20 protein-coding genes and 1 pseudogene are annotated in these 18,982 nt (G+C 64.2%); 6 read left to right on the plus strand and 15 right to left on the minus strand.

Annotation, left to right across the window (positions count from 1 at the left end; translation table 11 throughout):
• Positions 1-3: 3 nt before the first annotated feature.
• Complete coding sequence (locus CK627_RS06450) at positions 4-1,350, minus strand: isochorismate synthase (protein ID WP_095591936.1); 1,347 nt, start codon at positions 1,348-1,350, stop codon at positions 4-6.
• A 207-nt stretch (positions 1,351-1,557) separates the two neighbouring features.
• Between CK627_RS06450 and CK627_RS06455 the strand changes: the two genes are divergently transcribed.
• Both CK627_RS06455 and CK627_RS06460 read left to right on the plus strand, forming a co-directional pair.
• Positions 1,558-2,463: a 1,4-dihydroxy-2-naphthoate polyprenyltransferase gene (locus CK627_RS06455; RefSeq protein ID WP_005308387.1), complete on the plus strand. Its 906-nt coding sequence runs from the start codon at positions 1,558-1,560 to the stop codon at positions 2,461-2,463.
• A 103-nt stretch (positions 2,464-2,566) separates the two neighbouring features.
• Entirely contained in the window at positions 2,567-2,782 is a 216-nt protein-coding gene (locus CK627_RS06460) for a DUF6500 family protein (RefSeq protein ID WP_010635255.1), read from the plus strand.
• Positions 2,783-2,839: 57 nt separating this feature from the next.
• On the opposite strand, the gene CK627_RS06465 is transcribed toward CK627_RS06460, so the two are convergent.
• Positions 2,840-4,237: a PepSY-associated TM helix domain-containing protein gene (locus CK627_RS06465; protein ID WP_095591937.1), complete on the minus strand. Its 1,398-nt coding sequence runs from the start codon at positions 4,235-4,237 to the stop codon at positions 2,840-2,842.
• Positions 4,238-4,511: 274 nt separating this feature from the next.
• On the opposite strand from CK627_RS06465, the gene CK627_RS06470 reads away from it, so the two are divergent.
• On the plus strand, positions 4,512-4,907 hold the full coding sequence (locus CK627_RS06470) for a hypothetical protein (protein WP_017765203.1): 396 nt from the start codon (positions 4,512-4,514) through the stop codon (positions 4,905-4,907).
• 37 nt (positions 4,908-4,944) lie between these two features.
• Here CK627_RS06470 and CK627_RS22505 read toward each other — a convergent pair whose 3' ends face one another.
• From CK627_RS22505 to dbpA, 3 genes are all read right to left on the minus strand, one after another.
• Positions 4,945-5,082: a CxxCxxCC domain-containing protein gene (locus CK627_RS22505; protein WP_157737154.1), complete on the minus strand. Its 138-nt coding sequence runs from the start codon at positions 5,080-5,082 to the stop codon at positions 4,945-4,947.
• Positions 5,079-5,360 (minus strand): YkgJ family cysteine cluster protein, encoded by a 282-nt coding sequence (locus CK627_RS06475; RefSeq protein WP_017765205.1) that lies wholly within the window; start codon positions 5,358-5,360, stop codon positions 5,079-5,081. The genes CK627_RS22505 and CK627_RS06475 overlap by 4 nt, the downstream gene beginning before the upstream one ends.
• Positions 5,361-5,432: 72 nt before the next feature.
• Entirely contained in the window at positions 5,433-6,809 is a 1,377-nt protein-coding gene (gene dbpA / locus CK627_RS06480; RefSeq protein ID WP_095591938.1) for an ATP-dependent RNA helicase DbpA, read from the minus strand.
• A 564-nt stretch (positions 6,810-7,373) separates the two neighbouring features.
• Here dbpA and CK627_RS06485 point away from each other — a divergent pair.
• Positions 7,374-8,579: a NupC/NupG family nucleoside CNT transporter gene (locus CK627_RS06485; RefSeq protein WP_005308404.1), complete on the plus strand. Its 1,206-nt coding sequence runs from the start codon at positions 7,374-7,376 to the stop codon at positions 8,577-8,579.
• A 70-nt stretch (positions 8,580-8,649) separates the two neighbouring features.
• On the opposite strand, the pseudogene CK627_RS06490 reads toward CK627_RS06485, so the two are convergent.
• From CK627_RS06490 to CK627_RS06505, 4 genes and pseudogenes are all read right to left on the minus strand, one after another.
• Positions 8,650-9,149, minus strand: a pseudogene (locus CK627_RS06490) (metal-dependent hydrolase).
• Positions 9,150-9,240: 91 nt separating this feature from the next.
• Positions 9,241-9,798, minus strand: coding sequence for a cytochrome b/b6 domain-containing protein (locus tag CK627_RS06495; protein ID WP_005308410.1), 558 nt, complete (start codon positions 9,796-9,798; stop codon positions 9,241-9,243).
• A 48-nt stretch (positions 9,799-9,846) separates the two neighbouring features.
• Positions 9,847-10,116 carry a PepSY domain-containing protein gene (locus tag CK627_RS06500; RefSeq protein WP_017785821.1) on the minus strand — a complete coding sequence of 90 codons (270 nt, stop codon included), beginning with the start codon at positions 10,114-10,116 and terminating at the stop codon, positions 9,847-9,849.
• Between the two features lie 119 nt (positions 10,117-10,235).
• Positions 10,236-10,688 (minus strand): YaiI/YqxD family protein, encoded by a 453-nt coding sequence (locus CK627_RS06505; protein WP_005308419.1) that lies wholly within the window; start codon positions 10,686-10,688, stop codon positions 10,236-10,238.
• Positions 10,689-10,793: 105 nt separating this feature from the next.
• Here CK627_RS06505 and zntB point away from each other — a divergent pair, with 105 nt between their 5' ends.
• Positions 10,794-11,786: a zinc transporter ZntB gene (gene zntB / locus CK627_RS06510; protein WP_065018365.1), complete on the plus strand. Its 993-nt coding sequence runs from the start codon at positions 10,794-10,796 to the stop codon at positions 11,784-11,786.
• 9 nt (positions 11,787-11,795) lie between these two features.
• A complete protein-coding gene (locus CK627_RS06515) occupies positions 11,796-12,314 on the plus strand; it encodes a mechanosensitive ion channel domain-containing protein (protein ID WP_017780379.1) in 519 nt (172 codons plus the stop codon).
• A 42-nt stretch (positions 12,315-12,356) separates the two neighbouring features.
• On the opposite strand, the gene CK627_RS06520 is transcribed toward CK627_RS06515, so the two are convergent.
• From CK627_RS06520 to CK627_RS06545, 6 genes are all read right to left on the minus strand, one after another.
• Entirely contained in the window at positions 12,357-12,605 is a 249-nt protein-coding gene (locus CK627_RS06520) for a Rieske (2Fe-2S) protein (RefSeq protein WP_005308429.1), read from the minus strand.
• Between the two features lie 63 nt (positions 12,606-12,668).
• Positions 12,669-13,262: a DNA-J related domain-containing protein gene (locus CK627_RS06525; protein ID WP_095591939.1), complete on the minus strand. Its 594-nt coding sequence runs from the start codon at positions 13,260-13,262 to the stop codon at positions 12,669-12,671.
• Positions 13,259-15,046, minus strand: a complete 1,788-nt coding sequence (locus CK627_RS06530) for a cation:proton antiporter (protein ID WP_167385293.1) — start codon at positions 15,044-15,046, stop codon at positions 13,259-13,261. The genes CK627_RS06525 and CK627_RS06530 overlap by 4 nt, the downstream gene beginning before the upstream one ends.
• Before the next feature lie 176 nt (positions 15,047-15,222).
• A complete protein-coding gene (locus CK627_RS06535; protein ID WP_017787436.1) occupies positions 15,223-15,744 on the minus strand; it encodes an MltR family transcriptional regulator in 522 nt (173 codons plus the stop codon).
• A gap of 113 nt (positions 15,745-15,857) precedes the next feature.
• Positions 15,858-17,003 carry a mannitol-1-phosphate 5-dehydrogenase gene (locus CK627_RS06540; protein WP_054544001.1) on the minus strand — a complete coding sequence of 382 codons (1,146 nt, stop codon included), beginning with the start codon at positions 17,001-17,003 and terminating at the stop codon, positions 15,858-15,860.
• Between the two features lie 37 nt (positions 17,004-17,040).
• Positions 17,041-18,963, minus strand: a complete 1,923-nt coding sequence (locus CK627_RS06545; protein WP_095591942.1) for a PTS mannitol transporter subunit IICBA — start codon at positions 18,961-18,963, stop codon at positions 17,041-17,043.
• Positions 18,964-18,982 lie beyond the last annotated feature (19 nt).

Consider the following 18,982-nt stretch of genomic DNA (forward strand, 5'->3'; position numbering starts at 1 on the left):
ACGCTATCCCAGCAGGGAGAGCACATTGGCGATCTTGTTGTCGAGTTCGGCCCACTCGGCGGCAGGCTCGGATCCCGCGACGATACCGGCGCCGGCAAACAGGGTGATGGCCTGCGCCGTGATGCGGGCGCTGCGGATGGCGACCGAGAACTCGGAGGTCTCTCGGCTCAGCATGCCGCAGGCGCCGGCATACCAGCCGCGATCATAGGGCTCGCGTTCGCGGATGAAGGCCAACGCCGCCTCGCGCGGAGCGCCACCCACCGCCGGGGTGGGGTGCAGCGCCTCCAGCAGTTGCCAGTCGCAGACGCCGGGCTTGAGTTCGGCCTCGATGTCGCACTTGAGGTGCTGCAGCAGCCGCAGTTTGAGAATGCGCGGCTCGGTCAGGGTGGCGTCCGTGGTGAGCGGTGCCAGCCGGCTGAGGATATCGGCGTGCACCAGCCGGTTTTCCAGCCGGTTCTTGCTGTCGGCCAGCAGCTCGGCGGCCAGTGCAGCGTCGGTCGCCTCGTCGCCGGAGCGGCGGATGGTGCCCGCCAGCGCCTCGGTGAAGAGGTGCTGCTGCTCGCGGCGATAGAGCCGCTCGGGGGAACAGGCGATGAAGCTCTGCTCGGGGGAAAACTGGAAGCCGAAGTGAAAGCAGTCCTGACCGTGCTGTGCCCAGCGGGCCAGCAGCGACCAAGGGGGGGCGGCCTGCGGCTCGTTGGCATTCGTCGCACCCTCATGGGTGAGCCGGCTCTGGCGCGACAGCACCACCTTGGGGGTGTGGGCCTGGAAGTCGGGGGCGGTCACCTGCTCGACCAGGGTCTGCCACTGGGGTTGGCTCGGGCAATCTTCCCGCTGCCACGGGTGGCGGGCCAGCTGGGGCAGGGGCGCCTCCGGCTGGAGGGCGTCGAGGGCGGCGGCGGCGGCCTGCAGTTCGGCCTCGAAGGCATCGCCGCCGGTCTGCTCCGACAGCCAGAGGTTGAGGCAGAGGGTGACGCACTCGCCACGGCGCACCAGCTCGATGCGGGGCAGCACGAAACGGCAGGGGCCAAACCCCTGCCAGCCGGGCTGGGTCGGGTCGAATGCCAGTCCGCCATAGTAGCGGGGGCTGTCGTCATGGGGCTGGCTGGTGTGCTCGCAGACTTGGCGGATCGCCCTGGGCTCGGTCAGCTCGCGCAGGCAGCCCAGTGCCACGTATTCGGGTTTGTCCTGTCCTCTGGCATGCCAATAGATGCGGGGATAGAGAGTCTGCGCCGCCAGCCAGCCCAGGAAGGAGCGAACCTCGATCGCGACGCGCAGTCGCACGAAGCCGCTGGCATTGCCATGACGCAGGGCGTCCAGTTGTTGCTTGATATGGGTCTGAGCCAACATGGATTTCGTCTATGAGCCGATAGTGACGGTCCATCCTGCAGAAGGATGCCGTTGGTTTATGCCAAAGGAGCGATTATTCCTATATATTATCTGCCCATTCGTCCATGTAAATCGCCCGGGGAGCCAACTCCCGAGGGGCCAAGTATACCGAAATCCGGTTCGATAACCCTTAACACGATCAATATCTGATTGTTTGGCCATCACAATATGACAAATACCTTATCTATTTGGTTGCTGGCGGCGCGTTTGCGAACGTTGCCGCTGGCGTGCTCCTCCATTTTGCTGGGATCCGGGCTGGCGGCCAGCCGCGGCGCCTTCGACGGCACCATCATGGCGCTCTCCCTGCTGACCGCCATTCTGCTGCAGATCCTCTCCAATCTGGCCAATGACTATGGGGATGCGGTATCCGGGGCGGACAATGGCGAGCGGATCGGCCCCCAGCGCGCCGTGGTCTCTGGCCTCATCACCCGCAAGCAGATGTGCGTGGCCATGGCGCTGACCGCGCTGGCCGCCGTGGTCAGCGGCCTCGCCCTGCTGGGCTGTGCCTTCGGCGATCAGTGGCTGCAGATCCTCACTTTCGTGTTGCTGGGCGGTGCCGCCATCGTGGCCGCCGTTACCTACACGGTGGGCAAGACTCCCTACGGCTATCGCGGCTTCGGTGACATCTCGGTGTTCCTGTTCTTCGGCCTGCTGGGGGTACTCGGCTCCTACTACCTGTTCACCAAAACCCTGCAGTGGGATCTGCTGCTGCCGGCCACCGCCTGCGGCCTGCTGGCCACCGCCGTGCTCAACATCAACAATGTGCGCGACATCGAGACCGACGCCGCCAGCGGCAAGATCACCCTGGCGGTGCGGCTCGGCCGCAACCGGGCCATCGCCTATCACTGGGTGCTGCTGGGAGCGGCGCTGCTGGCGACCATCGCCTTCATCCTGACCCAGCCTGCCAGCTTCTGGCCCTGGATCTTCCTGCCCGCCATGAAGCCGCTCACCGACGCCGCCCGAACCCTGCGCCAGAGCTTCGATGGCGAGGTGCTGACCGGTTCGCTCAAGAAGACCGCCATCAGCGCCTTCCTCTACAGCCTGCTGCTCTCCATCGGACTGGCGCTCTCCTGAGTCGCAACCTTGTCTGGCAATGAAGAAAGGCTCCCGCAGGGGAGCCTTTTTGCTGGTTGGGGTATGCTGTCCGGCCATTCACTCATCGGGCAGGAGGGCCGCCATGCGCGACTCGCTCAAGCAGAAAATCATCCAGGTGTGCCAGCAGAAGATTGCCCAGAAGGGGGAGACGGTCGGGGTCTCCTTCTATGCGTTTTTTGCCAACCGCAATGACGACCCTGAGCTGCTGATGGAGGCGGCGACCTGGTGGATCCAGACCCAGCGCCTCGATCACTTCGAGAAGGCGAGGAAGATCCTCCAGCTGGTGGAGCAGGAGTAAAGACGGGTTGAAAACCAGCGGGCTCCCGTTCGGGAGCCCGCTGGCTGGTGTGTCAGGTTAGCTGGCCCGTGCCAGTCGGGGCGCCCGACGGCGGGCGAAGAGCAGGCTGTCCAGCAGCCAGATCACCAGCATGGAGCCGCCCACCAGCGGGAAGCAGATGCCGAGCAGGATCAGCAGGGCAAGGGCGCCGCGCATGGGGGGCAGGGTGGTCGGCAGCGGCGGGGCGGCGAGGCGGCCCTGCGGACGACGGCTCCACCAGATCCAGAGCCCGCTCACCGAGCTCAGCAACACCAGCAGGCAGATGAGCAGCATGGCGAGCTGATGCGGCCAGCCGTAGAGCTTGCCCATGTGCAGCATGACGCCGGTTTCCACCGTCTTGGCGACCGGGCCGTAGTCCTGCCAGCGCACGTCCGCCAGCACCTTGCCGCTGTATTGATCGATGTGCAGGGTGGCGTCGTTGCGCGGATCATCGGCAAAGATGGCGATGGTGTAGACACCGCTCGCCCCGGCCGGCGGCGTGATGCTGTAGCCCGGCGTGACCCGGCGTGCGGCGGCGATCTCCACCACCTGCTGCAGCGGGATGCGGTGCTCCGCCATCACCATGCCGTCGTGCTCGCCACCGTGTCCCATGGCGCTGTGGTCGTGGGCCTTGGGCTCGGTCGAGCTGGGGATGGGGGTGTTCTCCACCGCCCAGGGCACGGTCTGCTGGTGGGCATGGTTGAGGCTGCGGGCCAGGGGCGCCGACTTGGGCACCTCGTTCCACATGGCGGCCGGGAAGCGGTTCCAGACGGCGGCAAACTGATCGCCCCAGAAACCGGTCCAGGTCATGCCGCTCAAGAGCAGCAGCAGCAGGAAACCGGCGCCCCAGAAGCCGACCACGGCGTGCAGGTCGCGCCACCAGAGCCGGCCACGCTGGCTCCAGCGCGGCCACAGGATGCCGCCGACCCCTGGCCCCTTGCGTGGCCACCAGAGATAGAGCCCGCTCAGGAGCAGCACTATGCCCCAGCCGGCGGCCAGCTCGATCAGCCTATCCCCCACGGTGCCTATCATCAGCTCGGCGTGCAGGGTGCGCGCCACCGCCTGCAGATTCCACTTGTTGTCCATGGTGCCGAGCAGGGCGCCGCTGGCGGGATCGAGGAACAGGGTCAGCTCGCTGCCCCCCTGGCGGACGATGAACTGGGCGCTGGCCTCCGGGCCTGTGGGGGGCAAGTATTTGCTCAGGCTGGCGTCCGGCATGGCCGCCATCGCCTTGACCAGCAGCTGGTCGGCGCTGAGCGGTTGGCTGACGGGGGCGACCTTCATCAGCTCGGGATACATGAGGTTGTCGAGCTGGGGCTTGAACAGATAGACGATCCCGGTCAGCGAGAGCAGGATCAGGAAGGGGGCGACGAAGAGACCCGCATAGAAGTGCCAGCGCCAGATGCGCTGATAGTGGTTCGCGTCCCGATTTTTCATCTCTGTTCCTTGCGCCTTGGGTTAACGTTTCAGTTGGTGGAATGTTGGTGGCGGCGCGGATGATAACAGCAACGTTTTGTTAACTGCAACAGAACATGAGGGCTGTCCGTGGAGGTAGCCGAGTGCACGCCGAACCGGTTTGCCGCCGGTCAGAAGGTGGCTCAACCCCCTCTGGGCGAACCTTGTCAAAATGGACTTTTGGCAGAGAGATCATTACCTTGTTGCAACATAAGAGAGTGCTTGCACGGCGAAGAATCCAGGGAAGGAGGCAGACGTGAAGTTGCGACCCCACGGCCATTTCGAGATGCAGCGACAGGGCCAGGTGCTGATCTGCCGGCCGAGCGGCCCCTTCAATCTGGCGGGGGCCATGGCCTATGAGGCGCAGTTCAGCCAGCAGATCGCCAGCCTGAGTGCCGGGCCCTGGGGCATAGTCGAGGTGGCGACCGAGTTCGAGGCGGCCGGGCCCGAGGTGCTTGCCCGTTTTCGCCGTCAGTTCGAGTGGTGCGCCAACAACGGCTGCGCCTTTCTGGCGGTGGTGCTGGCGGGCAGTTTCAAGCAGTATCTGGCGGATCAGGTGTTCAGTGGCTTGCCGTTTCAGGGGATCCGTTACTTCGAGCAGACCGACGAGGCGCTGCACTGGCTGGAGCAGCAACTGGCCGGGCTAGTCTGACCGCACATCATCGCGGTGAGTACGATCGAGGGGCGGCTCAATCTAGCTTGATAAACCACTTGTCCCGTTCGTCGATACAGCCCGGCTCACCCATCTCGAATTCACGGCAGATAAGGGGGCGCACCTCGTAGATGCGGCACATCATCGCGGTGAGTGCGATCGAGGGGCGGCTCAATCCAGCTTGATAAACCACTTGTCCCGCTCGTCGATACAGTCCGGTTCACCCATCTCGAACTCACGGCAGATCAGGGGGCGTACCTCGTAGATGCGGCACATCATGGTGTTGCGATCGAGCGCCGCGCACCAGCCATCTTCCAGCCGGTGCATTACCGGCACCTCGCCTTCCCGCTCTTCCACATAGCGATCCGGCACGCCGGTATCGGTAAACAGCATCACCTCGAGGCGGCAGCAGCAGGCCTCGCAGTTCTGGCAGCTCACTTCTGGGGTCGTCATGGCACCTGCCTTGTTCTCATGGGCACGGATAAATATGAAACAGGCGCCGCTGGGGCGCCTGTGGTCTGAACCTTAGCCCAGTTTGCGGGCACGGTAGCTGCGCCCCTTGATCTTGCCTTCCTGCAGTCGCTTGAGCGCCGCCTTGGCCACCTCCTGCTTGACCGCCACGTAGGAGTACTGCTCGGCGATCTGGATCTTGCCAACATCGGCCCCGGCAATGCCGCCTTCACCGGTCAGGGCGCCCAGGATGTCACCGGCGCGCACCTTGCTCTTGCGGCCCGCATCGATGGAGAGGGTCACCATCTGCGGGGCTATGGGTTTGATGGCGCGACCGATGATGTCGAGATCTCCCAGCGGCAGCGGGGCCTGCTGGTACTCCTCGATGATGTTGACGCGCTGGGCCTCGTTCGGCTGATAGAGGCTCAGGGCCAGGCCCTGCTGGCCGGCGCGGCCGGTCCGACCGATGCGGTGCACGTGCACCTCGGGGTCATAGGTGAGCTCGTAGTTGATGACGGCGCCCAGCTCCTTGATATCCAGCCCGCGGGCGGCCACGTCGGTGGCCACCAGTATGGTGGCGCTGCCGTTGGCGAAGCGCACCAGCACCTGATCCCGCTCGCGCTGCTCCAGATCGCCGTTCAGCGCCAACGCCGAAAAGCCCTTGGCGGCCAGATGATCGGCCACGTCGTTGCAGGCGCGCTTGGTGTTGCAGAACACCACGCAGGAGCCCGGCTGATAGTGGCTGAGCAGCCAGCCGAGGGCCTCGAGGCGCTGACCGGCCGGCACTTCATACAGCTTCTGCTCGATGGCGCTCTCCTCGTGCAGGGACTCCACGCTCACCTCGACCGGGTTGCGCTGCACGCCGCGGCTCATCTGGGCGATCCCCTCCGGATAGGTGGCGGAGAAGAGCAGGGTTTGCCGGTCGCGCGGGGCGTGGCTGATGACCCGGTTGATGTCTTCGCCAAAGCCCATGTCCAGCATCCGATCCGCTTCGTCCAGCACCAGCGTCTTGAGGCTGTCGAGCGCCAGGGTGCCCTGCTCCAGGTGCTTGAGGATCCGGCCCGGGGTGCCGACGGCGATGTGGGCACCGAAGCTCAGGGTGGCCGATTGCGGTGCGGTCGGGGTGCCGCCGCACAGGGTCACCAGCTTGACGTTGGGCAGGGTACGGGCGAGACGACGGATCTCGGTGGCAACCTGATCCGCCAGCTCGCGAGTCGGGCAGAGCACCAGCGCCTGTACCTCGAGCCGGTTGACGTCGAGGCGGGAGAGCAGGCCGAGGCCGAAGGCCGCAGTCTTGCCGCTGCCGGTTTTTGCCTTGGCGATCAAGTCTTTGCCGTCGAGTACCAGGGGCAGGCTCTGGGCCTGGATCGGGGTCATCTGCAGATAACCCAGGCTGGCGAGGTTCTCGAGCAGGGCGGGGGAGAGGTTCAGGCTGCTAAATTCGTTGTTCACAAAAGGACTCTATATGGGAGAAAACGGGCTGCGCCGGGCGCAAGGGCGCGCATTGTACCAGAATCCGCTGTTGGATGTGCTGCAAATTTGAGCGGCTGCTTCTGTTCGTGACTGTCAGCCCGGCGGCAAGGGGTCGGCTCACCGATCGCCCCCTGGCAATCCGGAGCAGCGGTTCGCGGTCGCGGAAATATGTATTTGGCACCGTCAACATTCATCGCAAATAAGATAAACGTTTTTCACCCTGCCTTGATTAAATAAATTTTTCGTAAATTTGCTCTGACCACTTCCGTGCGGCCTTGCGAGTATTAAGTGAATGTAATTAAGCTGTGAAAACAGGAGTTTACAAATACATGATTTATTTTTAAGTGATTGTTTATGCTAGGCTTTGTTATTTATTGAACAATGGTTGGATGTTCTCGTGAGCGTTTAATTAATTTAAAAACGTTTGTATTATCCAACATGCATATTTTTACCGCAGATTGTGATGGCTATCTGAATTTTTAAATATGCAAATGTCTATGATGGCGCCGGTCAAAAATTACAATTCACTCAGGTGCTACAGGTATGGAATACGTTCACTTTGTGCTCGGACTCGTCATGGTCCTCGCTCTGGCGTTGCTGGCAAACCGCCGCAACTGGAAACTGATCAAGCCGCGCTATATCGGCCAACTGCTGGTGGTCGAACTGGCGCTGGCCTGGTTCATGCTGAACTCCGAAGTGGGTCTGGCAGTAGTGGGTGGCTTTGCCGCCGGCTTCACCAAGCTGATGGAGTTTGCCAAGCAGGGGACCGACTTCGTGTTCGGCGGCCTGGTCAATGAAGGGGCCTTCTCCTTCTTCCTGATGGTGCTGATGCCCATCGTCTTCATCTCCGTGCTGATCGGTATCCTGCAGTACATCCGTCTGCTGCCGCTGGTGATCCGCGGCATCGGTACCGTGCTGGCCAAGATCAACGGCATGGGCAAGCTGGAATCCTTCAACGCCATCAGCTCCATGATCGTCGGCCAGTCCGAGAACTTCATCGCGCTCAAGAACATACTGCCGCACCTGAACGAGAAGCAGATGTACACCCTGGCCGCCACCGCCATGTCCACCGTCTCCATGTCCATCGTCGGTGCCTACATGCAGCTGATCGAGCCGCGCTACGTGGTCGCCGCCCTGGTGCTCAACATGTTCAGCACCTTCGTCGTGCTGTCCCTCATCAACCCCTACGAGCCGGACAATACCGTGACCGACGCCAAGGCGCTGTCCGAGGGTGACGAGCACCACACCCCGAAGAAAGAGAACTTCTTCGAGATGCTGGGCGAGTACATCATGGCCGGTTTCACCGTGGCGGTGATCGTGGGTGCCATGCTGGTGGGCTTCATCGCCCTGATCGCCCTCATCAACTACCTGTTCGAGATGGCGTTCGGCGTCAACTTCCAGCACGTCATGGGCTACATCTTCTACCCCATCGCCTGGATCCTGGGCATCCCGGGCAGTGAAGCGCTGCAGGCCGGTTCCATCATGGCGACCAAGCTGGTGACCAACGAATTCGTGGCCATGATGGATCTGGGCAAGATCGCGGCCCAGCTCTCTCCGCGCACCGTCGGCATCCTCTCCATCTTCATGGTGTCGTTCGCCAACTTCAGCTCCATCGGCATCATCGCCGGTGCGGTGAAGGCGCTGAACGAAGAGAAGGGCAACATGGTCTCCCGCTTCGGTCTGAAGCTGGTCTATGGCTCCACCCTGGTTAGCCTGCTCTCCGCCGTGATCGCCGGTGTGATGCTGTAAGCCATCCACCCGCCCTCACCACGACAAACCCCTGCCTCGGCAGGGGTTTGTTTTTTTGGCGGCTGACTACCTAGCCGGGCCAGTGGGCCCAGTAACCGGCGGCCAGCAGGGTGAGGGTACAAAAGCCGGTCTCGAGGGCGCCGCCGCTTCTGAGTGGCCAGCCCGGCAGCCGGTAGCGGCGCTTGCTGGGCCAGAAGAGCGGGATGCCGGCCGGGGTGAGCCAGTCCCCAGCAGATGGCTGAGGTAGCCGATGATGAGGGCATCCTTGACCCCGACCGGCAGGGTATCGGGCGGCAACTGCTGGTTGAGCCCCCAGATGGCGACCGCCACCGCCAGCAGGCTGTGGGTGAAGCCGCGATGACCGAACAGGCGAGAGAGGGGTTTCGAGATCCAGGGCAGCCGCTGCCCCAATACCGACTTGGGGTGGTCGAGGTCGGGCAGCAGGGCGCTGGCCAGGGCGGCGGGTACGGTCTGCCACAAGCTGGCGTCGGCCAGGGCCGGCGTCAGCTGGAGTTTGTGGGCGACCAGGGTGCAGGTAACGGAAAACAGCAGGTGCCCTTGGGCGGTCATGATGGCTACGACATGGGAAAATGGCGGCGCATCTTACCAGTGTCGCGGGCCATTGCAGCAAAAAACCGGGGCCCGGCGGGCGGCCCGGTCATTAACTGCGCGGATCTTCCACCTTGGTGTCGGCGGGCACCCGTTTTTTGCCCAGCACCATGGCGCGCACCAGGTCGCTGCGGGTGAGGCGATCGGTCAGGATCACCACGGCCGCATGGACACCGACGGCGGCCATCAGGGTGTTGGCGAGGATGCCGTGCAGCTCCTCCAGCCAGTCCTCGCCCCAGAAGGCATCCCAGGTGGTGAGCCAGCCGGTGACCACGGTGCCGACCAGCGACAGCAGCAGCAGCCAGATCATCAGGGCGCCGACCGGGTTGTGGCCGAGGTAGTAGGGGTGATGCCCGCTGGCCAGCTGGCGCAGGTAGTAGCGCACCCGGGCCGGGGTCGGCCACCACTGGCCGAAGCGGGCGTAATGAGGGCCGATCAGTCCCCACAGCAGGCGGATGATGAGCAGGATGCCCACCGCGTAGCCGGCGTACTTGTGGAGCTTGCTCCCCTCTTCCAGGATGAAGAAGTTGAGCAGGCAGAGGGTGACGGTAGCCCAGTGAAACACCCGGATGAGGGGATCCCAGACTTTCACTTCAGAGGTAGGGGTCATGGCAAGGCTCCAAGGCTGGGGCCGGCGCATTGCCGGCCCAACGCGGCGTTATTCGTCGATCTCTTCTTTCACTTTCTTCAGATCGGTCGGGTCGAAGTAGATCTCGACCTTGCGCTTATCCTTGTCCCAACCGTAAATCTCGTAGCAGTTGGTCTCGGTGACCTTGAACTTCTTGATGTCATAGCCCATCGCCTTGATCTGCTGCTGGGCGTCGGCTTCGCTCATCCACTTGCTCTTGTCGGCCTGGGTACATTGGGGATCGGCCAGGGCTGCGCCGCTCAACAGAGGGATCAGTAACAACAGGGGGGTCAGTTTCATTGCTTGCTCCTTGCGGGTGGTTGGGTCAACAGCCACAAGGTTAGTTCAGCTCCCTTAAGAAAGAATTAAGCGCAAAAGGAAATGAATGGGTCTCCCCGGCAGGGCGCCGGAGAGCGGGCTCAGCTCAGCTTGCCCCTGACCAGCCACTTGTCCAGCGCGTTGGCGAAGCGCTGCTTGTCGGCCGCGTTGAGGGGGGCCGGGCCACCGGTCTGGACCCCGGCCGAGCGCAGCTCCTCCATGAAGTTGCGCATGCCGAGCCGCGCCTTGATGGTCTCGCGGGTGTAGATCTCGCCGCGGGGATTGAGCGCCTCGCCGCCGGCATCGATCACCAGGGCGGCGAGGGGGATGTCACCGGTGATCACCAGATCGCCGGGTTTGACCTGCTGGGCGATGACATGATCTGCCACATCGAAGCCCTTCTCCACCTGCTGGGTCTTGATGAAGGGGGAGGGAGGCACCCGCAGCCCCTGATTGGCCACTAGCGTGGTCACCACCTGGGCACGGTGGGCGGCGCGATAGAGGATCTCCTTGACCGGAATGGGGCAGGCATCGGCATCAACCCAGATGGGCATGGCATGGTTTCCTGTGTCTGAAACGAGTGGCGCATCTTAGCACGGCCGGGGGCGGCCGGCTGCCCCGGGGCTGAGTCGGGTCCGGCTTTGGTGTAAGCTGGGCCGATGAACATGAGCGAGAAGGACGAGCAGATGGATCGGGTGCCCAGTGACGTGATTTATGGCCTGACCCTGGATGGCAGGGGGGGCATGCAGCCGCTGGCGGCGGGCAGCGAGATTCCGGCAGCGCAGCCAGGCTGGCTGCATCTGGACTATGGCAACCCGGAGGCGGCGCGCTGGCTGTTGCAGACGCCGCTGCTGGGTGATGCGGCACGCGAATCCCTGCTCGGCCAGAGCAATCGCCCCAAGCTGGTGCGGATGGGCGAGACGGTGCTGCTGATCCTGCGCGGCATCAACCACAACAAGGATCACAGGCCCGAAGAGATGGTGGCGCTGCGGATCTTCATCACGCCGGATCTCATCATCAGCAGCCGGCGGCGGCCGCTGTTGTCGGAAAAAGATGTCTTCGAGCAGCTGAAGCTGGGGGGCGGCGCCGACACCCCGGCCGACTGGCTGGTGGAGATCTGCGACGCCCTGACCGATCGGGCCGGGGAGTTCGTCGAGGAGCTGCACGATCAGATCCTGGATCTGGAAGAGCAGGTGCTGATGCGCGACCTGCCCGCCAACGGTAGGCTGGCGCTGATCCGCAAGCAGCTCATCATGATCCGCCGCTACCTCTCGCCGCAGCGGGATCTGGTGGCGCGCCTCGCCAACGAGAAGATCAGCTGGCTGGACGAGGACGACCGGCGACGCCTGCTCGACATCGCCGATCGGCTGCGGCGCTGGCTGGACGATCTGGATGCCGGGGTGGCGCGCACTGCCGTGCTGGCGGACGAGATCAACAACCTGATGGCGGAGGCGACCAACCGCCGCGCCTATCAGATGTCGGTGATGGCGCTGCTCTTTCTGCCCGCCAGCTTCCTGACCGGCCTGTTCGGCATCAACCTGGGAGGCATTCCCGGGGCCGAGAGCCCGACCGCCTTCTGGATCTTCTGCGGATCCCTGGTGGCGCTGGCGACCGGGCTGGCGGTCTGGCTCAAACACAGACGCTGGTGGTAAGGAGCCGACATGACCACATGGGAATCTTTTGGCGTGACTCTGCTGCTGTTGCTGGGCCACACCCTCATTCGCGGCCTCATTCACAAGAGCCTGATGGCCCTCGGCCAGAGCCGGCAGGTGAGCGAGAACCGGGTGCTATACGTGGAGCACGTGTTCCACTTCCTGCTCGGCTGCGCCACCCTGCTGATCCTGGCCGGGGTGTGGGGGCTCGACTTCTCGCGGCTGGTGGTGCTGGCTTCCTCCTTCTTCGCGGTGCTGGGGGTCGCCATGGTGGCGCAGTGGTCGATCCTCTCCAACATCACCGCCAGCATCACCATCTTCTTCGCCTTCCCCTACCGGATTGGCGATCGGATCCGGATCCTCGACAAAGATGACTCGGTCACCGGCGTCATCACCGAGATCGGCCTCTTCTACGTGCGGGTGCGCGATGACAACGGCGATCTGGTCACCTATCCGGCCAACCTGATCCTGCAAAAGCCGGTCAGACGGCTGGAGGGCAAGGGGGCTGAACCCCTGCAACCGGAATGAGAAAAGGCTCCCGTGGGAGCCTTTTTTGCGCCTGCCAGCTTCTCAGCGTTCGAAGAAGCGGTAGAGGTGCTCGATCTGGATCGGGCAGTCCGCCACCAGATGCACATGCTGGCGGGCCTCTTCGACCGAGCCGAAGCTGAGGGGGCAACCCAGGGTGTCGGTCATCTCGTACAGTTTGCCGTCCTGTCCCCTGAACTCCACGATCCAGCCGGGCAGGATGGCATCCTGCAGGATCTCGGCTTCCTTGAAGGCTTGTTGCTGGTAGAGCAGACGAAGTTCATTGACTGTCATGACATCCTCCCGTGACGCTTGATGCCACTTCAAGTCTAGTGGTTGCGGCCGCCATCAGGCGGCTCATTTGGCCGTCTTGAGGTGTTCCCAGGCCCAGCGCAGGCGGATGAAGGTGTCGGCGTCGCCCCCCCGATCCGGATGGTGTTGCAGTGCCAGCTCACGCCAGCGGCGGCGAATGGCGTCAGGCCCCGCCCCGGCCGGCAGGGCGAACAGGGTCAGCGCCTCGGCCCTGTGTTCATCCCGCTCACAGGCCTGCCAGAAGCTGCCGAGCAGGGCTTCCACCTCCTCCCGGTCGGTCTGCCAGAACACCTGCCAGTCGAGGTAGTAACTGCGCAGCGCCTCGCTCCGGGTGAGGGCGCTTCCCGCGTTGCAAGGAGTGAGCGGTTCGAGCCGGATATCCAGGGTGCTGATCACCAGCCACCACCCTTCATCGTGGAGCTCGGCCTGCAGCTGATAAAGGGCGTTCATGATGAGGAAGTTGAGCCGAAACAGCTGCTGCTGCTCGTCCCCCGGCAGAGGCGGGATGAGCTCCTGGCGGCGCAGCTCGGCCAGCAGCTCGTGCACCTTGTAGCTGCCGCTGGCCTGCCTGAGCAGTGCCAGCAGCGGGGCGAGCAGCGGGTTGGCGCTCGGCTCGGCGGTCGAATTGGCAGAGTTCACTGGCCGGCCCCCTCTTTGGGGGGCTGCAGGGCGATCAGCAGCTCCCCGGCCAGCGGCTCGACGGGGCCGGTGACGATGCGGGTCCGCCCCTTGCCGTCCAGCACGAACAGCGGGATGGCGCCCGGGTTGGCCTCCTGGTACTGGGCCCAGTCGAACGCCTCGCTCAGCCGGGTTGCCTTGATCTGGCCGCCCCGGCTCAGCAGGCCGCTCAGGCGGGCATAGTTGACCTCGGGGCCGAACAGGTTCTGACGGGCGCGAAAGGTGGCGCTCTCCCGGTTGGCCTTGCCGTGCTGCTCGCTGGAGCGCAACGAGTAGACCTTCTCCTCGCCGTAGAGGTGGGCGAAGTGCAGCACGCCGAGGGCGTTGTTGTGGCGGTTGGGGGAGAGCGCCAGCACGGTACTGATGCTGGTGAGCGGCAGGTGCAGCTCGGCGTGCTCGGATTGCGGGTTGCCGAAGTAGCAGGGCAGGTTGCTCATCCGCGCCTGACGGCAGAACTCCCAGGCCGGATCGCAGAGCTGAACCGGCACCCCCTGATCCGCCAGCGCCCGGCCGATGGCCCGTGCCACCGAGTTGGCTCCTATGATGAGCCAGGTGTTGGGGGCGCTCTGGCGCATCTTGAGCAGCCCGGCCAGCGGCGCCGAGGTGAGGCTCTGCAGCACCACGGTGGAGATGATCACCGCAAACACCAGCGGCACCAGCTTGTCCGCATCGGCAATGCCGGCCTCATGCAGGCTGATGGCGAAGGAGGCGCTGACCGCCGCCGCCACTATGCCGCGCGGCGCGATCCAGCCGAGCAGGGCGCGGGCCCGCCAGGAGAGATCGGATCCCCAGGTGGAGACCAGGATGCAGAGCGGACGCGCCACGAACTGCACCACGCACAACAGCGCCAGCACCATGGGGCCGAGCTGCCAGAGCTGGGCCAAATCGAGGCGGGCCGCCAGCAGGATGAACAGGGAGGAGATGAGGATGACGGCGAGATCCTCCTTGAAGGCCAGCACCTCCTCCAGATCCAGCCCCTCCTGATTGGCGAGCCAGATGCCGAACACGGTCACCGCCAGCAGGCCGGATTCGTGGCTGAGCCAGTTGGAGAGGCTGAAGGTGACCAGCACCAGCGCCAGTACCCCGAACTTGTGCAGACTGACCGGCAGCCAGTCCTTGCGGATCAGCAGGGTGGTGAGCCAACCGGCACCGACCCCGATGAGCGAGCCCACCCCCACCGTCTTGGCCAGCGCCAGCAGGGTGTGACCGACCAGATCCCCCTGACTGCCGAGGCGTACCGCCTCGAACACCAGCACCGCAAACAGGGCGCCGATGGGATCGATGACGATCCCCTCCCAGCGCAGGATGCGGTCCACCTCCCGGGTCGGGCGGATCACGTTGAGCATGGGGGCGACCACGGTAGGGCCGGTCACCACCAGCACGGCGCCGAGTACCATGGCGACCCGCCAGTCCAGCCCCAGCAGGAAGTAGCCGGCGCTGCCGATGACGGCGAAGCTCACCAGCATGCCGGTGGAGCAGAGGTTGCGCACCACCTTGCCGATCCCCTTGAGCTCGGCCAGGTGCAGGGTGAGCGCCCCCTCGAACAGGATGATGGCGACCGACAGGGAGACCAGCGGAAACAGCAGCTCGCCGAGCAGGGCGTCGGGGTCGAGCAGGCTGCCGACCGGTCCCAGCAACAGGCCGGTGAGCAGCAGAAACAGGATGGCAGGTACCCGCAGCGACCAGGCCAGCCACTGGGCCAGCACTGAGACCAGGGCGATCCCGGCCAGGGAGAGAGCGATCATGCAGACCTCGGTTGGGGCAATGGACCTGGAGGAAGTGTAGTGGGGAAGATGGTCAGATTGACACCAGCCGGCGGCGGGAGCAAGGGGGGAAGCGGGTCGCGCGACAGCGGGCGTCACGGGGGCATGACCGCGGGAGAGGGGCGGGGTGTGGCCGCTGGCTGCGGCCACCAGCCGGATTAGATGGGGCTCTCTTTGTGGAGTTCGGTGACGCAGTCGGCCACCGCCAGCACCAGCGCCGAGCGCACCACCTGATCGAGCCGGTTCAGCTGCATCTGGTAGAAGGGCCAGTCCTCCTCGTTGGCGGGGGCCTCCTGCGGCATCATGCCGCCCTGGTTGACGCCGTGCAGGCGTGCCAGCAGATCGCGGATCGGCTTGTCGCTGAAGCGGTAATCCTTGGGGTCGCGCACCAGAAAATCGCGGATCTTCAGGTAAGCCTCGAGATCCTGATAGCGCTCGAGGGAGATGAGGCCGAGGGCGAAGATGAGCTTGAGGCGTACCTCCAGCTGGCCGAGGGGGCCGCTCTGGTTGAGCAAAGGTTCGATGGCGTATTTGACGGCATACTCCTCCTGACGGAACGCGCGTCGCATCAGGGAGTCGACCGCCTCTTCCAGGATGGTCACGACTTCGAGAAAGAAGCCGCGGGGGCCATCCTGCTCGTTCAGTCGTTCCAGTACTTCATCTTCCTGGTGTGTGGTCATAAGTGCATTGGGTCCAGCTGACTGGGAGAGAGTGGGCCTCTCTCCCGGTTTTTATCGTATGAGGCGCTTTGGTGGCCGGCCTGAGCGGGCCGGCACGGTGGCGCCTCATCAGGTCACTTCAAATTGCCATAACGGGTGACGATGGCGCTGACGATGTCGCTGTCGGCGGTCAGGCCGGTGATGCGCGCCAGGGCCTGGGCCGGGCCCAGCTCCGCCAGCAGCTGTTGCAGCTCCACCGCCTGCGGGTCATCGGCATTGCGATAGTGCAGCGCAGCGGCGATCCCCTCCTGCAGGTGATCGCTGGGCAGGCCGTACTCCAGGGTGCCGAGCAACGGCTTCACCAGCCGATCTCCCGCCGCCAGCTTGCGCAGCGGCTGACGGCCGACCCGGTCAATCTCGTCCACCAGATAGGGGTTGGCGAAGCGGGCCAGGATCTTCTCGATGTAGGCGGCGTGCAGGCGCGGGTCGAAACCGTAGCGTTGCACCAGCACGGCGCCGCTCTCCTCCATGGCGCGACGTACCTTGCTGCGGATCAGCGGATCCTCGATCGCCTCGCGAATGGTGCGATAGCCCCTCAGCTTGCCGAGGTAGGCGGTGACGATGTGGCCGGTGTTGAGGGTGAACAGCTTGCGCTCGACGAAGGCCATCAGGTTGTCGGTGGGCTCCATGCCCGCCACCTGCGGCAGCTCGCCCTTGAACTGGGTCTGGTCGACGATCCACTCGCTGAAGCTCTCCACCGTCACTTCCAGCGGATCATCGTTGGCTGCGGCCGGCGGGACGATGCGGTCCACCGCTGAGTCGACGAAACCGATGCAGGCGTCGAGGGTGGCATGATACGCGACCGGCAGGTACTTGAGTACCTCCTGCTTGAGGTGGCTGGTGCCGCGCACCATGTTCTCGCAGGCGATGACGTTGAGCGGCGTCAGGTTGCCGGCATCGAAGCGGGCCTGCAGCCCCTGGGCCAGGGTGCTGGCAATCTTGTCCAGAATGTTGGGGCCGACCGCGGTGGTGACCAGATCGGCGGTGATGATGCGGGCGATCACCTCGTGGCCGGCGGAGCTCACCGCCGCCACGTTGCGCACCACGTCCAGCTTCTGATCCGCTCCCACCACGTGCACCTTGTACTCCTGGCGGTGGTTGAGCTGGTCGATCAGGGTCTCGTTGACGTCGGCGAAGGTGACCTGGTGGCTGGCGTCGGCCAGCAGTTTCCCGATGAAGCCGCGACCGATATTACCGGCACCAAAATGCAATGTTTTCATGATATTAACCTCTTGAACCAAAGACGATGAAGGACGATCAGGCCGCCTGTTCGGCACCCAGCAGATCCAGGAACTCCTGGGGATCCTGAGTGCTGGCCAGCCGGTCGATGAGGCCGGGTTCGTCCAGTGCATTGGTCAGGCGGGTTATCACCTGCATGTGTTCGTCGTTGCGGGCGGCGATGCCGATCACCAGCCGCGCCACTTCATCGGCCGCCTCGCCGAAGGCGACCCCGGCCGGGTACTGGCAGATGACGATGCCGGTGCGCTTCACAAACTCCTTGGCGGCTATTGTGCCGTGCGGCACGGCGATGGATTCACCGAGGTAGGTGGAGACCAGCTGTTCGCGCTCCAGCATGGCGTTGACGTAGTCGGGCGCCACGTAGCCCCGCTCCGCCAGCAGCTTGCCGGCAGCCCGGATGGCGGCCTCCTTGTTGTCGGCCTTGAGCCCCAGGTGCACGTCGTGACGGCTCAGGGTAAAGACCTCGGCCGCTTGCGGCTCGTAGCTGTCGTCGTTGGCAGCCATCAGCAGCTGCGGGTTGGCGACGTCATCGTTGGCGGCCTGGGTCAGGCTCTGTACCAGCTCCTGATAGAGACCGTTGTCGAGGAAGTTGGTGAGCGAAATGTGGTGGGCGTGCGGCGCGTGGCGACGGGCCCGCTCGGTCAGATCCTTGTGGGTGATGACCCAGTCCACCTGATCGTCAAGCTGATCGATGGCGCGGTTGGTGACGCTGATGTCGAGGCCGGCGGCCTGCACCCGCTTGCGCAGCAGGCCGGCGCCCATGGCGCTGGAGCCCATGCCCGCATCGCAGGCGACGACGATGTTGCGCACCGCCATCAGTTCACCGCCCGGCTTCTTGGCTGCTGCGGTCTCGGGCTTGGCACCCTTCATGGCTTTCATCTTGCGGGTGGCTTCACCCAGTGCATCGGCCTCGTCGGCTTCCGGCTGCTGGGCGCGCACGAACACGGCGGCGACCAGGAAGGAGACCAGGGTGGCGCTGATGATGGAGAGGGCGACCCCGATCAGGGAGGCTTTCGGCGTCATCAACAGCACGGCGAAGATGGAACCCGGTGAGGCGGGGGAGACCAGACCTGCGTTGAACAGGGTCAGGGTGAACACCCCGGTCATGCCGCCGGCGATCACCGCCAGGATGAGGCGCGGGTTCATCAGCACGTACGGGAAGTAGATCTCGTGGATGCCGCCGAAGAAGTGAATGATGGAGGCACCGGCAGCGGACTGCTTGGCGGCGCCGCGACCGAACACCATGTAGGCCAGCAGCACGCCCATGCCCGGGCCCGGGTTCGCTTCGATCAGGAAGAAGATGGAGCGGCCGTGCTCGGTGGCCTGCTGGATCCCCAGCGGCGAGAAGATGCCGTGGTTGATGGCGTTGTTGAGGAACAGGATCTTGGCCGGCTCGACGAAGATGGAGGTGAGCGGCAGCAGGTTGTTGTCCACCAGGAAGCCGACGCCACCGGCCAGTACGCCGGAGAGCACCTTGACGAAGGGGCCGATCACGAAGAAGGCGAGGATCGCCAGCAGCATGCCGATGAGGCCGGCGGAGAAGTTGTTGACCAGCATCTCGAAGCCGCTCTTGACGCGACCTTCCATCGCCTTGTCGAACCGCTTGATGGCCCAGCCACCGAGCGGGCCGACCATCATGGCGCCCATGAACATGGGGATGTCGGTCCCCACGATGACGCCCATGGTGGTGATGGCACCGACCACGCCGCCGCGCTCACCACCCATCAGCTTGCCGCCGGTATAGCCAATCAGCAGCGGCAGCAGGTAGGTGATCATGGGACCGACCAGCTTGGCCAAGGTTTCGCTCGGCAGCCAGCCGGTGGGGATGAAGAGGGCGGTAATAAAGCCCCAGGCGATGAAGGCGCCTATGTTGGGCATGACCATATTGGACAGGAAGCGTCCAAAATTCTGTATCTTGACTTTGGTATCCGGTGATAACATGTCGGGACCCCGTTTTAAG

It is taken from the genome of Aeromonas dhakensis, from assembly GCF_002285935.1.
In the GTDB taxonomy this organism is placed as follows: Bacteria; Pseudomonadota; Gammaproteobacteria; order Enterobacterales; family Aeromonadaceae; genus Aeromonas; species Aeromonas dhakensis.

Bases quoted from the DNA above. Each gene is read 5' to 3' on its own strand.
- CK627_RS06530 (WP_167385293.1), bottom strand. From the start codon at position 15,046: ATGATCGCTCTCTCCCTGGCCGGGATCGCCCTGGTCTCAGTGCTGGCC.
- CK627_RS06455 (WP_005308387.1), top strand. From the start codon at position 1,558: ATGACAAATACCTTATCTATTTGGTTGCTGGCGGCGCGTTTGCGAACG.
- CK627_RS06495 (WP_005308410.1), bottom strand. From the start codon at position 9,798: ATGACCCCTACCTCTGAAGTGAAAGTCTGGGATCCCCTCATCCGGGTG.
- CK627_RS06515 (WP_017780379.1), top strand. From the start codon at position 11,796: ATGACCACATGGGAATCTTTTGGCGTGACTCTGCTGCTGTTGCTGGGC.
- CK627_RS06485 (WP_005308404.1), top strand. From the start codon at position 7,374: ATGGAATACGTTCACTTTGTGCTCGGACTCGTCATGGTCCTCGCTCTG.
- CK627_RS06535 (WP_017787436.1), bottom strand. From the start codon at position 15,744: ATGACCACACACCAGGAAGATGAAGTACTGGAACGACTGAACGAGCAG.
- CK627_RS06520 (WP_005308429.1), bottom strand. From the start codon at position 12,605: ATGACAGTCAATGAACTTCGTCTGCTCTACCAGCAACAAGCCTTCAAG.
- CK627_RS06545 (WP_095591942.1), bottom strand. From the start codon at position 18,963: ATGTTATCACCGGATACCAAAGTCAAGATACAGAATTTTGGACGCTTC.
- CK627_RS06450 (WP_095591936.1), bottom strand. From the start codon at position 1,350: ATGTTGGCTCAGACCCATATCAAGCAACAACTGGACGCCCTGCGTCAT.
- CK627_RS06540 (WP_054544001.1), bottom strand. From the start codon at position 17,003: ATGAAAACATTGCATTTTGGTGCCGGTAATATCGGTCGCGGCTTCATC.
- CK627_RS06475 (WP_017765205.1), bottom strand. From the start codon at position 5,360: ATGACGACCCCAGAAGTGAGCTGCCAGAACTGCGAGGCCTGCTGCTGC.
- CK627_RS06460 (WP_010635255.1), top strand. From the start codon at position 2,567: ATGCGCGACTCGCTCAAGCAGAAAATCATCCAGGTGTGCCAGCAGAAG.
- CK627_RS06465 (WP_095591937.1), bottom strand. From the start codon at position 4,237: ATGAAAAATCGGGACGCGAACCACTATCAGCGCATCTGGCGCTGGCAC.
- CK627_RS06500 (WP_017785821.1), bottom strand. From the start codon at position 10,116: ATGAAACTGACCCCCCTGTTGTTACTGATCCCTCTGTTGAGCGGCGCA.
- CK627_RS06505 (WP_005308419.1), bottom strand. From the start codon at position 10,688: ATGCCCATCTGGGTTGATGCCGATGCCTGCCCCATTCCGGTCAAGGAG.
- zntB (WP_065018365.1), top strand. From the start codon at position 10,794: ATGAACATGAGCGAGAAGGACGAGCAGATGGATCGGGTGCCCAGTGAC.